Source organism: Subtercola sp. Z020, assembly GCF_002931235.1.
Classification (GTDB): Bacteria; Actinomycetota; Actinomycetes; order Actinomycetales; family Microbacteriaceae; genus Subtercola.
Map to the genome: position 1 here is coordinate 23,095 of NZ_PSTT01000070.1, position 13,243 is coordinate 36,337.

At 69.8% G+C, this 13,243-nt stretch carries 9 protein-coding genes and 1 pseudogene; 4 read left to right on the forward strand and 6 right to left on the reverse strand.

Annotated features, from left to right (window positions below; translation table 11 throughout):
* Positions 1 to 37 precede the first annotated feature (37 nt).
* The 3 genes from C5B96_RS09040 to C5B96_RS09050 form a co-directional block, all read right to left on the reverse strand.
* Positions 38 to 1,465, reverse strand: a complete 1,428-nt coding sequence (locus tag C5B96_RS09040) for a DUF5719 family protein (protein WP_104245040.1) — start codon at positions 1,463 to 1,465, stop codon at positions 38 to 40.
* On the reverse strand, positions 1,455 to 4,562 hold the full coding sequence (locus tag C5B96_RS09045) for a glycosyltransferase family 2 protein (RefSeq protein WP_104245041.1): 3,108 nt from the start codon (positions 4,560 to 4,562) through the stop codon (positions 1,455 to 1,457). Before C5B96_RS09045 ends, C5B96_RS09040 begins: the two co-directional genes overlap by 11 nt.
* A gap of 167 nt (positions 4,563 to 4,729) precedes the next feature.
* Positions 4,730 to 5,113 carry a WhiB family transcriptional regulator gene (locus tag C5B96_RS09050; protein ID WP_104245042.1) on the reverse strand — a complete coding sequence of 128 codons (384 nt, stop codon included), beginning with the start codon at positions 5,111 to 5,113 and terminating at the stop codon, positions 4,730 to 4,732.
* Positions 5,114 to 5,348: 235 nt separating this feature from the next.
* Between C5B96_RS09050 and C5B96_RS09055 the strand changes: the two genes are divergently transcribed.
* The gene (locus C5B96_RS09055) at positions 5,349 to 6,335 is read left to right on the forward strand and encodes a GlxA family transcriptional regulator (RefSeq protein WP_104245043.1); all 987 of its coding nucleotides are present in this window, start codon (positions 5,349 to 5,351) and stop codon (positions 6,333 to 6,335) included.
* Here the strand turns inward: C5B96_RS09055 and manA are convergent.
* A complete protein-coding gene (manA, locus tag C5B96_RS09060) occupies positions 6,332 to 7,561 on the reverse strand; it encodes a mannose-6-phosphate isomerase, class I (protein ID WP_104245044.1) in 1,230 nt (409 codons plus the stop codon). The genes C5B96_RS09055 and manA overlap by 4 nt on opposite strands.
* A gap of 193 nt (positions 7,562 to 7,754) precedes the next feature.
* Here manA and C5B96_RS09065 point away from each other — a divergent pair, with 193 nt between their 5' ends.
* The 3 genes from C5B96_RS09065 (at position 7,755) to C5B96_RS09075 (ending at position 11,482) form a co-directional block, all read left to right on the forward strand.
* Positions 7,755 to 8,933: an acyl-CoA dehydrogenase family protein gene (locus tag C5B96_RS09065; protein WP_104245074.1), complete on the forward strand. Its 1,179-nt coding sequence runs from the start codon at positions 7,755 to 7,757 to the stop codon at positions 8,931 to 8,933.
* A gap of 88 nt (positions 8,934 to 9,021) precedes the next feature.
* Positions 9,022 to 10,494: an O-antigen ligase gene (locus C5B96_RS09070; RefSeq protein ID WP_104245045.1), complete on the forward strand. Its 1,473-nt coding sequence runs from the start codon at positions 9,022 to 9,024 to the stop codon at positions 10,492 to 10,494.
* A 37-nt stretch (positions 10,495 to 10,531) separates the two neighbouring features.
* Positions 10,532 to 11,482, forward strand: coding sequence for an FkbM family methyltransferase (locus C5B96_RS09075; RefSeq protein WP_158507150.1), 951 nt, complete (start codon positions 10,532 to 10,534; stop codon positions 11,480 to 11,482).
* 19 nt (positions 11,483 to 11,501) lie between these two features.
* Here C5B96_RS09075 and C5B96_RS09080 read toward each other — a convergent pair.
* Positions 11,502 to 12,263: pseudogene (locus tag C5B96_RS09080) on the reverse strand (ABC transporter ATP-binding protein); the annotation flags it as partial.
* The gene (locus tag C5B96_RS09085; protein WP_104245048.1) at positions 12,263 to 13,222 is read right to left on the reverse strand and encodes an ABC transporter permease; all 960 of its coding nucleotides are present in this window, start codon (positions 13,220 to 13,222) and stop codon (positions 12,263 to 12,265) included. The gene C5B96_RS09085 and the pseudogene C5B96_RS09080, both read right to left, overlap by 1 nt.
* Positions 13,223 to 13,243 lie beyond the last annotated feature (21 nt).

Consider the following 13,243-nt stretch of genomic DNA (forward strand, 5'->3'; position numbering starts at 1 on the left):
CCGCTAGGCACCGCCCCCGAGGCACCCGGTCGCGCGGCTACCCGCCCGGGTACACCGTGACCGGCGACGCCAGCGGGCTCGGCGGACTGATGCTGAACGCCGACACCAGGCCGTCGCCGAGGTAGCCGACCCCCGCCATGACCGGCGCGCTGGTCGTGACCGTGTAGACGGTCGCCGCCGCGAGCGGGATGCCGGTGGCCGAGTTGCCCGCGACGGTCGCCGTCACCGGCTGGCCGCTGCCCGAAGTGAGCGTGATCGCCGCGTCTGCCGACTGCGAGTTGGCGAGCATGAGTTTCGGATTGGGGCCCACGGCCGTAGCGAACAGGAACGTTCCGCTGATGGCCGGGCTGGCCGACGACCACGCGAAGTCGGTGCCGCCGCTCACCACCGCTGTGCGCGCACCCACGACCACGGGCTGATCGCTGGTCACGGTGACGCTGTAGGTGTCGTCGGGCAGGGAGGGGAACGGAAAGTCTGTGACGACTCCGCCGACGGCGCTGTAGCTGGCGGTGACGTCGGGCACACCGAGCGTCTCGCTCTTCAGCGTCACCGAGACGGCGGCCCCGGCGGTTCCGGGCACGTACACGCGGAGGGCGGCGGGCAGGTCACTCGACGCGGCATCGACGGCGCGCTCGGCGATCGCGCTGGTGCTGACGATCTGCACGCCGGCGATCGTGTGGGTCGTCGCCGGGGCATCCGTGGGGCCGGCGATGTCGGCGCCTCCCGGGTCGAGGCTCCGCACGACGCTCTGTTCGAGGCTCGCGAGCACCTGGCCGCCGGTGGCGGTCACGTGGATGACCGGCGAGACCGCATCGGGCGCCAGGCCGGCGAGCGTGAGCGACTTCTGCGAGTTGGCGGGAACGATGATGCCCGAGGCGCCCGGCGCGGTCACCGGGCCGGCTTCGCTGAAGATGGCCAGGGTGACGCTCGCCGAGACCTCGGTCGGATTGCTCAGCACGATGGTGCTAGTGCGCCCCGTGGTGGTGGAACCGGCGGCGATCCAACTCTCGGCGGTCGGCTCCGCGCAGGCCGCCGAGGCGAGGCCGACGAGGTCGGAGCCCGCGAACTGCTGGGTCTGGCTACCCGCGATGAGCACGCCGTTCGCACCGGTCGCGGTCAGCGTGGTGGGCTTCTCGTCGGCGCCTGTTGCGTCGGGGGTGGCGAGTTCGCCGACACGCACGTCGGTTCCGTCGGGCGAAGCGCCGGTCACGACGGCGAAGCTGCCACCGATCGAGGTGAGCTTCGACGAGGAGGAGGCGTCGCTCGGCACCGTCACGAAGGTTCCGGGGCAGACCCGGGTCTGGTCGCTGGCGTCGGGAGTCACGGTGACGGTGGGAACCCCGGTACTCAGCGAGGGCCACGGAACGCTGGCGGCGGCTGTGACGGCGGCCACTCCGGCAGCGAGCACGACGACGCTCGTCGCGATGCGGAGCCCGGTGCGGGCGATCGACGACTTACTCGCCACGGTTCACCTCCGGGTCGGTGCGGGGGGTGGATGCGGCGGGGGCCGGGGCACCGACGTTCTGCCCGGCCGACGCTGTCACGAGTTCGTCGGCGCGGTCGCGCTGCCCGGCATCGGGCTCGGCCGAACCGAGAGCCTCGGCCTCGGGAGCGTCGGCACCGTCGCGCTCGTCTGCACCGTCGCGCTGCTCGCGCTCCTCGCGCGCTTCGCGCTCTTGGCGTTCGCGCAGTCGCTCGAGCTCCTCCTCGTCGACGAAGACCGGCTCGGGCACCTCGTCCACCGCCGTCGCGGCCCGCGGCCCGTGGGCCTCGAGACGACCGGCGGGCAGGGCGAGCAGCAGCACGAGCCCGAACACGATGGCCTGCACGATCAGGATGAGCAGGCCGAGTGACGTGCCGGTGTTGGTGGGGCTGGGTTCGGGGAGCGCCGAGAAGCCTTCGGAGCCCGTGATCTGCCACAGTTCCCCGGCGAAGGTCTGGCCGATGGGAGTCAGGGAGGCGTTGGCGTCGAACGAGCTCGCGGCGCGGGCGACGACGGCCGCGGCATCCGGAGTCGACGCCTGAGTAGCCGGCGGGGCCAGCACGATGAACTCGACACCGAGCTGGGCGAGGTCGACGCTGGCGTCGATGCCACTGCGTGAGGCGAGGTTGCCGACCAGGCCGGCGAGCTCGGTCTCTGAGGCACTCGCGCCCGAGGTCGTCGCGTCGAGCGTCGACTGCTGGTCGAGCGTGCTGCCCGTGCCGTGCACGACGGAGGCGGCGAGAGACCCGTTGGAGAGAGGGGTGATCACGAGCGTTCCGACGCGCGGATTTCCGGCGGCCTCTGCCGCGACGAAGGCGGGGAGCACATCGCCCGACGAGGAGCGCACGTCACTCGTTCCGAAGAGGGTCGACGTGGCGACCGGTACGGCCAGCACAGCGATCGCCAGGGTGGCGACGAGGGCCGGGATGCTGGCCAGCCGCGTGAAGGTCGACAGCCCGACGGTCGCGGCGCCCACGATGCCGAGCCAGTAGAGGCTCTGGCCGGAGGCGGGCCAGATCGAGACGGCGGCCGACCCGGCTGACGAGACCGTGATCAACGTCGACGCGAAGGCGGTGGCGAAGCCGAGAACGGCGATCAGGGCGGCGACAGCGGCGCGACCCGAACGCGGCAGGAACAGCGCGACCAGGGCGATGAGACCGAGCGGAACCAGCAGCAGGCCGGCGATCAGCTCGACACTCGACGCGTCGATGCCGACCGTCTGGCCGATGCGCGACCAGCCGCCGATGCCCGATTCGGGGAGTCCGAGCAGCAGGTCGACGAGGCTGACCGGCCCGTGGGCGTTCGGGAGCCCCGGGTCGGCGAAGAACGCGAGCGGGGTGCCACGCACGAACTGGGCGTACGCCAGCGGTGCGGCGAGCACGACGGCCGGGATCGGGATGCCGATGTACCGGGCCAGCGCGCGACGGGAGAAGACGACCGCTCCGAGCCAGAGCACGAGAAGCGCGGGCCAGAGCGAGGGAGCCGCGGCGGTGAGCGCAGCGAAGACGAGGGAGGCGATGGCCGAGGCCGACCACGAGCGCGCAGCGGAGAGGGCGGCGAGGAGCAGCCACGGCAGCAGCAGGTGGGCGATGATGGCACCGAGCTGCCCGGCATCCATCGACGACAGGAACGGCGGCGCGATCGTCCAGAGGATCGCGGCGAACACCCGGAGGCCGGCACGCGTCGTGAGCTTTGCCGCGCAGAGCCAGGCGGCGAGGGCGGCCAGGGGCAGCGCGATCAGGTAGAGCACGACGATCGCGATCGACGGCGACCAGAACGTGATCGACCCGAAGAGGGCGAGCAGGTAGGCGAAGGGGTCGGATGCCCCGACGAAGCCGAGCCCGAGATCACGCCAGCCGTAGCCGACGTTCGCCCAGAGACCGCCGGGCGTGCCCGAGAGCGGGAGCAGGGAACCACCGAGCAGGGCCTGCGAGCGCACCAGCGGGAAGAACAGCACCGCACTGACGACGGCAGCGGCCACCACGATCGCGGCGCCGCCGCCGGAGAAGAAGTTGAGCTCCTCACGAACGCCGCGCGCTCCGCGGGCTCGCGAGAGGGCGAGCTCCCGCACGAGCGCGTTCCGCCGGCGAACTTCGGCGCCCGGAACGCGGAGCGGTGCGATGGCGCCCCAGCCGACCTTCCGGGTGGTTCGGATGCGCCGCCGGGCCTCGCCGACCCGCCCGCTGAAGGCGGTGCGGAACGCCGCGCCGTACTCCCCCGCCACAGCGCCCGGCTGTTTGCGGAGCACCTGGAAGAACGTGCGGAGCACCGCCAGCGGAACGAGGCTCAGCCAGTGGAAGACGACAGCGAATGCGGGTGCATAGACGAGCCGGCGGTGCAGCTGGGCCGCCCGGCGCGTCGATTGGCGCCGTCGCCGTTCCCCGCCCTTCACCGAGGTGCCGGGGCCGGTGTACCCGTCGCCGCTGGTGGCGACGCGGGCGGCGGGCACCGCGATGACACGGTGACCGGCCAGGCGCACGCGGATCGAGAAGTCGAGCGCGTTGTCGGCGGTGGGGAGGCCCGGATCGAACCCGCCGAGCTCGTTCCAGACCGTGTGGCGCACCAGAAGGCCGGCCGCTCCGACGCCGAGCACGTCGCTCATGCGGTCGTGCTGGGCCTGGTCGAGTTCTCGCTCCACGAGTTGCACGCTCGCGCCGAAGCGGGTGACGGACTCGCCGAAACCGGCGATGAACGACGGGGTCTCCCACTCCATCTGCTTCGGCCCCGCAGCGGCCACGGACGGGTTGACCTCGACCGCGGCCAGGAGGGCGGCCAGGGCATCCGGCTCGGGGGCACTGTCGTGGGCCAGCAGCCAGAGCCATTCGTCTTCGGACTGGGGCGGGCTGACCACGCCGAGGGCGTGCGAGACGGCGGAGCCGAAGGAGAGGCGGGTCGACGACGAGAGAAAACCGTTCGGCTGCATCTCGGTGAGCCGGGCAGCCGAGTCGTCGGTCGAAGCGACGTCGACCACCACGAGCGAATCGGGCTGGCGCGTCTGGGCTTTCAGCGCTTCGAGGGTGCGCGGAAGCCTGTCGCCTCCGTTGTGGGCGACCAGAATGGCTGTGACTCGGGCTTGCATCCCTAGAACAGTAAGGATGGATGGCCGTCAGAGCCGAGACCGCCCCGGCGCGCCTCGAAAAACGCGCCCGAGCCTGTACGGGTTCTGCTCATTGGCTGTGAGCCCACGAGGGAACGATCAGCCCGCGGGCCGACCGAGCGGGCAGACCGACCGAGCGGGCAGACCGACTAGCCGGCCTGCTTGCGGAGCTTGCGGCGCTCGCGCTCGGAGAGCCCACCCCAGATACCGAAACGCTCGTCGTTCTGCAGCGCGTAGTCGAGGCACTGGGCCTTGACCTCGCAGGTCTGGCAGATGCGCTTCGCATCGCGGGTCGACCCGCCCTTCTCAGGGAAGAACGCCTCGGGGTCGGTCTGCGCGCACAGCGAGTCGGACTGCCAGGCGAGCGGATTGTCGTCGGCATCGACCGGGCGCACCCCGGGCACACCGAGCGAGACGGGGTCGACGAACCAGTCGTCGGGCACGCCACTCGGGCGCCTCAGAGACGCGAACTGCGCAGCACCCGATACCCCCACGGAACCGGTGCGTTCTGAGCGGAACTCTGCTTGCGACATATCACGCTCTCCTTTCTGACAGACTCCGACCTGCCGAGCCTTGCCGAAAACCCCTAGCCATAATTACACCGGTGTAGTTCCTCCACGTCAAGTCGCGGATGGTAAACCCTCAACTGGGCATTAAAGGTTCGACGCGCCCAGCGTGTTCTCCCCCACTTCGGGCGACGGCGAGACGACCCCTGCGGCGAGAGGATCCTCGCGGCGCAATGTGCCCGGCTGTCGATAAACTGCCACCATGCTGCGAAAAGTCGTGCTCCTGGCCCTGCCGAACGTCGCCCCTTTCGAGTTCGGAGTCGTCTGCGAGGTGTTCGGCATCGACCGCACCGACTCGGGCGGCCCGGCGTTCGACTTTCACATCATCACGGCCGAACCCGGCCCCGTGCCGACCAGTATCGGCTACGACATGCTCATCACCGAGGGCCTGGAGGCAGCGGCCGACGCCGACCTGATCGCGGTTCCGGCGCACGCGATCGACGACCCCCTGCACCCGGAGGTGGCCCGGGTGCTGCGAGAGGCCGAGGCGCGGGGTGCCTGGATCCTGAGCGTCTGCAGCGGGGCGTTCGTGCTCGCCGCCGCCGGCATCCTCGAGGGCAGGGCCGCCACCACGCACTGGATGCACGCCGACCGGCTGGCGGCCGAGAACCCCCTCACCGTGGTCGACCCCGACGTGTTGTTCGTCGAAGACCGCCGGGTGATCACCAGCGCGGGTACCGCAGCCGGTATCGACGCCTGCCTGCATCTGGTGCGCACCGAACTCGGAGCAGCGGCAGCGAACATCGTCGCCCGGCGCATGGTGGTTCCCCCGCAGCGCGCAGGCGGCCAGTCGCAGTACATCGCCGCCCCTGTGCCGACGGTGCAGAGCGACTCGTTCGCGGCTGTGACGGAGTGGATGATCGACCACCTCGACCTCGAACTGCCGGTCGACGAGCTGGCCAGGCGGGCCCTGATGTCTCCGCGCACCTTCGCACGACGGTTCCGCGCCGACCTCGGCACGACCCCGGCGGCGTGGCTGAACAGGCAGCGACTGCTGCGGGCGCAGGCCCTGCTGGAGGAGAGCGACCTCGGGCTGGAGCAGATCGCCGCCGACACCGGTTTCGGGTCGGCTGCAGTCATGCGGCACCACTTCGTGAAGGTGCTGCAGACGACCCCCGCGGCCTACCGCCGCACCTTCGGCCAGCTGGCGCAGTCGGCCCGGCCGCTGGAGGCCGGGAGCACCCGCTAGAGCCGGGCGCCGGGCGCCGCGAGGAACAGCTCGCCGGCACCGCTGAAGACCAGCTCGCCCTCCTCGGGCGTGATGTAGAACGAACCGCCCCGCGGCACCTCGACCCGCCTGCCGGTCGACGGCGACGAGACGGTCACGCTCCCGGCGGTGGCGATCACGATCGCGGGCCCGAGGGGCAGGTACCGGGCATCCTCGACCCGGTCGCCGACGACCACACGCACCAGCACGAAGTCGGTGATGTCGGGCTGGAACTCTTCGATGCCGGCCGACGGATGACCGGGCTCGAGGTAGGGCACGGGCAGCGACTCGAAGCGCAGCACCTTCAGCAGTTCGGGCACGTCGATGTACTTCGGTGTCAGCCCCCCGCGCAGCACGTTGTCGGAGGCCGCCATCAGCTCGACGCCGAGGCCCTCGAGGTAGGCGTGGATGTTGCCGGCCGGCAGGAAGAGCGCCTCGCCCCGCTGCAGCGTCACCCGGTTCAGCAGCAGCGAGATCACGACGCCGGGGTCGCCCGGGTAGTCGAGCGCGAGGTCGCGCACGGTGGCGAACGCGACGGCGTGGAGGCCCGCCTCGAGTTCTGCTGCGGCGGAGAGGTCGGTCACCCGCGCCACGAGCGCCGTCACCTCCGCGCTGCCCGAGAGCAGCCAGGCCACGGCGTTCTCGAGTGCTTCGGTGGTGTCTCCGACCAGGTGCTCGGCCAGGGCCGCGAGAGGGCCGCCGTCGGGGGCGGCGGCTGCGGCATTTAGAGCCTGCAACCGGGCAACGATCGCACGGATCTCGCCGAGCGGACGAAAGCCGCAGAGAGCCTCGAAGGTGTCGCTCAGCGCATAGACGACCTCGGGCTTGTGCAGCGCGTCTTTGTAGTTGCGGTTCGGGGCGTCGATCGCGAGGCCTTGGGCGTTCTCCCGCGCGAACCCCTCCCGGGCCAGCTGCAGGGTCGGGTGGGCCTGCAGGGAGAGGGGGCCGCCCGCCGCGAGGATCTTCAGCAGGTAGGGCAGCTGGCCGTGGGCCCCGGATGCTCCCCCGTCGTCAGCGATCCAGGCCGCGAGGTCGGGGGCGCCGCCCACGAGCGCCGGGTCGTCGATCACGCTCGGCGAGGCGGGGTGTGCGCCCAGCCACAGTTCCGCCTCGGGGCGACCCGTGGGCTCGGTGCCGAGCAGGGCACTGATCGCGCCGTTCGACCCCCAGGCGTAGTCGCGGGGGGTGTTGGAGATCGGGACGAACATGGGCGTGACCTATCGACGGGCCCAGCGGGCGGTGGCAGCTTATGATCGTTCTACAACGGGTCGAACCCTCATTCGCACGATCGTGCACCAAACTACCAACTGGGTTGGGGGCCGTCGGTCAGGGTCGTAGGCTTGCCGCGCATTTCACGCCGCCGTGCTGTGCGCCTGTCGAACATGAATGGATGACCAGACGATGACTTTCGAGCCCCTCTCCGCCGACTTCTTCGGATACTCCGAGCTTCTGAGCAGCGAGGAGAAGGAGAGGCTTGCAGCCCTTCGGGAGTACCTCGAGGCCGAGGTCAAACCGATCGTGAACGACCTGTGGGAGCGAGCCGAGTTCCCGCACCAGATCATCAAGCGGCTCGCCGAGCTCGGTCTCTACGAGTTCGCGTGGAAGGAGACGAGCACCTTCGAGAACTCCGCCGTCTTCCGCGGTTTCGTCGCCCTCGAACTCGCCCGCATCGACGCGTCGGTCGCCACCCACGTGGGCGTGCACAACGGCCTCGCGATGGGGTCGATCAGCGTGGCCGGTTCGGCAGAACAGCGCGCGGAGTGGCTGCCGAAGATGGCGACGGGTGAGGTCACGGGGGCCTTCGGCCTGACCGAACCCGACTCGGGGTCGGACTCGGCGCAGGGCCTCCGCACGGTCGCGACCCGCGACGGCGACGACTGGATCCTGAACGGGTCGAAGCGCTGGATCGGCAACGCGACCTTCAGCGACATCACCATCATCTGGGCGAAGTCGGCCGAGGACGGCCAGGTGAAGGGCTTCATCGTGAAGACCGACACCCCCGGCTACACGGCCACGAAGATCGAGGGCAAGCAGGCGCTCCGAATCGTTCAGAACGCCGACATCACCCTCGAGAACGTGCGCGTGCCCGAGGCGATGCGCCTGCAGAACGGCAACAGCTTCCGCGACACGGCGGCGGTGCTGCGCCTCACGCGGGCCGAGGTCGCCTGGGCGGCCGTCGGCAACTCGATCGGCGCGTACGACGCGGCCGTTCGCTACACGAAGCAGCGCGTGCAGTTCGGCAAGCCGATCGCTTCGCACCAGCTCATCCAGGACCTGCTGGTGAAGAGCCTCGGCAACATCACCGCGAGCCTCGGCATGGTCGTGCAGGTGTCGAAGATGCTCGACGAGGGCACCCAGCGCGATGAGCACTCCGCGCTCGCCAAGGCCTACGCCACCGCCCGCATGCGCGAGACCGTGGCCTGGTGCCGCGAGGCGCTCGGCGGCAACGGCATCGTTCTCGAGTACGACGTGGCCCGGCACTTCGCCGACGCCGAGGCGCTCTACTCCTACGAGGGAACGCGCGAGATGAACACGCTCATCGTGGGGCGGAAGATCACCGGGTTCGCCGCCTTCGTGTAACGATTGCCGCTCGGGAAATAACGATCGGGCCACTCCGGCCCGTTTCTCAGGATTCTCGAAGCGGGGCGCCCCCTAGCCTTGTGGCCTGATGACGCCTCCCTTCGACCCCCTGCAGACCGCCCCGCAGCGCACCGTCGCAGTGCCGGCCGCGGCCCCGCGCGGTGCCGGGCGCATCCGCCTGGCCGGGTTCGTGCTCGTGACGGCGCTGGGGGCGGATGCCTGGCAGAGCCTCCTCGGTTGGCCGGCGTTCATCGTGCTCGTCGTCGGCCTCTCGACGGCCAGCGGCCTCGTTCTCGCGCGCACGGTGCGTGGCGGTGAGAGCGGTCGGGCCGACGGTGGGCGCTGGTCGTGGGCGCGGTTGTCGAAGCCGCTCGCCGCCTTTCTCGTTCTCTGTGTCGCGAGCCTCGCCTGGTCGCAGTACACGGGCGCCAGCGCGCTCGGCGTGACCGCCCAACTGCTCACGAGCGTGGCAGGGGTGTTCCTCGCGGTGGCCCTCGGCTGGCTCGACATCCTCCGTGCCCTCGGCTCCGCCCTCCGCTGGCTGCTCGGGCTGTCGCTCCTGTTCGAACTGTTCGTCGCCGTGTTCGTCGGGCACCCGGTCGGGGCCGTCTGGGTGTTCTCGGGCGGCAGGGGTGTTCCGGCCGACTACCAGTGGAGCACCGGTTCGCTCTTCGCCGGTGGCCCGATCGAGGGCATCGTCGGCAACCGCAACCTGCTCGCCTTCCTCGTGCTGCTCGCCCTCATCGTGTTCGCGATCGAGTGGGCCGAGGGAGTGCGGCGCCCGGTCGCCTCCGCCGTCTGGATCGGGGTCGCCCTGCTCGAGCATGGCCTCACCCGCTCGGCGACCGTGCTGATGGCGACGATCGCCGTGGCGTTCGTGCTGGTGATCGCCCTGCTGATGCGGCGTGTCCCGGTGACGAAGCGGTTGGGGCTCTACCCGGTCGGGCTCGTCGGGATGGTGGTGCTCGCCATCGTGAGTGTGCGGCTGGCCGACACGTTCTTCCCGCTGCTCGGGCGGAGCGACGACCTCACCGGCCGTCTCGCCATCTGGAACACGGTCGTCGATCTGGCGTGGCAGCATCCCGCGCTCGGCTGGGGCTGGATCAGCTACTGGGCGCCGTGGGTGGAGCCGTTCAGGAACCTCATCGTGATCGACGGCACGACGTACCTGCAGGCCCACAACGCGTGGATCGACGTCTTTCTGCAGCTCGGGTTCGTGGGCGTGTTCGTCTTCGGCTGCCTGGTCGCGGCCACCGCCGTGCGGTCATGGTGGATGGCGATCGATCCGCCCGCCGCCGCCGGCAGGGCCGCAGGCACCGCTGCCGGCAGGGCCGCAGGCACGGCCTCAGGCAGCGCGGCGGTCCCGGGCCGCGTCGCCTACCGGGCCATCTCGCTTCTGCCACTGCTGCTGCTGACCGCGCTCGTCATCCAGAGCCTGACAGAGAGCCGACTGCTGGTGGAGGGGAACTTCCTGCTGCTGGTGCTGCTGGCCACGAAGCTGAAGCTCGACCCGCTGCCGCTCGCACCGGCCGCGCCCGCCGCACCCTATAAGGTCGGATGACGCCCCGGAGCGGTGGCGTCGTGGGAGAGGTGTGCCAGTGCCAGATGTGAACGTCTCGTTCGCCCAGAACGGTGAAGACATTGTGCTCTGGAGAGCGCTCGGGAAGATCGAGAACGGCGTGTACCTCGACGTCGGAGCCAACGACCCGACCGACGACTCGGTGACCCGCAAGTTCTACGACGCCGGGTGGTCGGGGATCGCCGTGGAGCCGAACCCCACCTACGCCGCAGAGTTCCGCGAGCAACGGCCACGTGACACGGTGTTCGAGGCCGTGGCGAGCGACAGCACCGACGAGACGATGGAGCTGCACCTCATCGAGGGCACGGGCCTCTCGACCCTGATCGACGACATCAGCGCCGACCACCAGGAGTCGGGGTTCGTCGTGCGGAACATCGAGGTTCCGGTCATCTCGCTGAACCACGCGATCGAGCAGGCGGGCCTCGCCGACCGCGACCTGCACTTCCTGAGCATCGACACCGAGGGCGCGGAGGCCCAGGTGCTGGCGTCCATCGACTTCACCCGCTTCCGGCCCTGGGTTCTCGTGATCGAGGCGACCGCCCCCATGAGCACCCGGCAGGTGCACGGCAGCTGGGACTCCATCGTCGACGGGGCCGGCTACGAGTTCTGCTTCTTCGACGGGCTGTCGCGCTACTACGTCGCGGCGGAGCGCTCGGCCGAGCTGAAGCCCGACCTCGAGTACCCGGCCGGCATCCTCGACGCCTACGTGAACGTGCGCCAGCTGCGGGTACAGGAGGAGCTCGCCGAGACGAAGGCCGAGCTCGCCGACACGGCCGAGCGGCTCTGGCACGCCTCGGAGCGCCTGGCAGAGGTCGCCGCAGACCTCGAGGCGCGCACCCGCGAACTGGCCGAGAGCCGGGCGCACGAGGCTGAACTGGGCCAGCTCGTCGCCGATCTGCAGGGCACCGTCTCGTGGCGCATCACGAAACCGCTCCGCGGCGTGCGCTCGCTCCGCAACGGCGGCAGCTGACCCCGCACCGGGCTCAGTGTTCGAACGACTCCCGCAGCGCCAGCAGGCCGCCGGCCGTCTCGCCGTCGTAGACGACGTTGCCGTGCGAGAGCACGACGACCCGGTCGCACAGGTCTTCCACCTGCCCGGCCGAGTGGCTGACGAGGATGATCGTGCGCCCCTCCGACTGGAACTCCCGGATCTTGTTCATGCACTTCTCCTGGAACGGCTCGTCACCGACCGCCAGCACCTCGTCGACCAACAGGATGTCGGGGTCGACGTGCACCGCGATCGCGAAGGCGAGCCGAACGTACATGCCCGAGGAGTAGAACTTCACCTGCGTGTCGATGAACTCCTCGATCTCGCTGAAGTCGACGATCGACTGGAAGTACTGGTCGGTCTGCTTGCGGCTGAGACCGAGGATCGAGCTGTTCAGGTAGACGTTCTCCCGCCCGGTGAGGTCGGGGTGGAAGCCGGCCCCGAGCTCGAGCAGGGCCGCCAGGCGCCCACGCCGCTCGACGGTGCCGTCGTTCGGCTGGATGATGCCGCCGAGCACCTTCAGCAGCGTGCTCTTGCCCGATCCGTTGGCCCCGACGAGGCCGATGGTCGAGCCGGCCTTGATGTCGAACGACACGTCGCGAAGCGCCCAGAAGTCGTCTTTGTGCTTCTGCGAGCGCCCGAAGTTGACGACGCGCTCCTTCAGCGACTTCTCCTTGCGGATCACGAAACGCTTCGAGACGCCGTTGGCGCGCACCACTGTGGGGGCCTTGGCCAGCAGGGCGGGGTCGGTGTGTGCGGGCATCAGATCTCCTGGGCGAAGTTGCCCTGCAGGCGGGAGAAGATGCGCTGGGCGATGAACAGAACGATGAGGCCGACGATGGCGGCGCCGATGAGGCGGTAGTCCATGTAGACCGGCCAGTCGACGGGCTGCACGGTGTTGCCCTCGATCACGCGGGTCTGGCTGCCGGCCTGCCACAGCCCCCGCTGGAATGCGAGGATGCCGAGGGAGATCGGATTCAGCAGGTACACCTCGAGCAACCAGGTGTGCTGCTTGACCGCGGTGACGACGAAGCTCCACGAGTACACGATGGGCGAGGCCCAGAACAGCAGCAGCATGACCACTTCGACCAGGTACTGGATGTCGCGGAGGTACACGTTCAGCGCCGACAGCAGCACGGCGAACGCCACACCCCAGATGAGCACGATGGCCACGGCGGCGGGCACGTACAGCAGGTTCAGCGAGATCGGGAACTGGCCGAGCACCAGGATCGCCGCGAGCAGAACGACCATCTGCACCAAGAAGTTGAAGACCGCAGAACCGGTGGCCGCCAGCGGGAAGATCTCGCGCGGCAGGTAGACCTTCTTGATCAGCCCGCCGTTCGACACGATCGACGCCGTACCGGTGGCGATCGTCTCGCTGTAGAGGCCCCAGAGGGTCAGACCGGCGAAGACGAAGATGGCGAAGTCGGGAACCCCGCGCGCAGCACCCAGCACCTGGCCGATGAACACGTAGTAGATCAGCAGCTGCACGAGCGGCTTGATCAGGCTCCACACGAAGCCGAGAGACGAGTCCTTGTAGCGGGACTTCAGTTCGCGACGGATCAGCAGGTCGAGCAGTTCGCGGTGGGAGACGATCTCCTTCACAGAGGTGAAGAAGCCGCCGACGTGTCTGTTGCCGGCGTTGCGGGGGCCGGCATTGACCGACGTTTCGAAGGGCAGCTCGGCCAGCCGCGCAGCCCTCACCTCGGCTTGAGTCGCCATACATCTCCTCGATACGGCGGG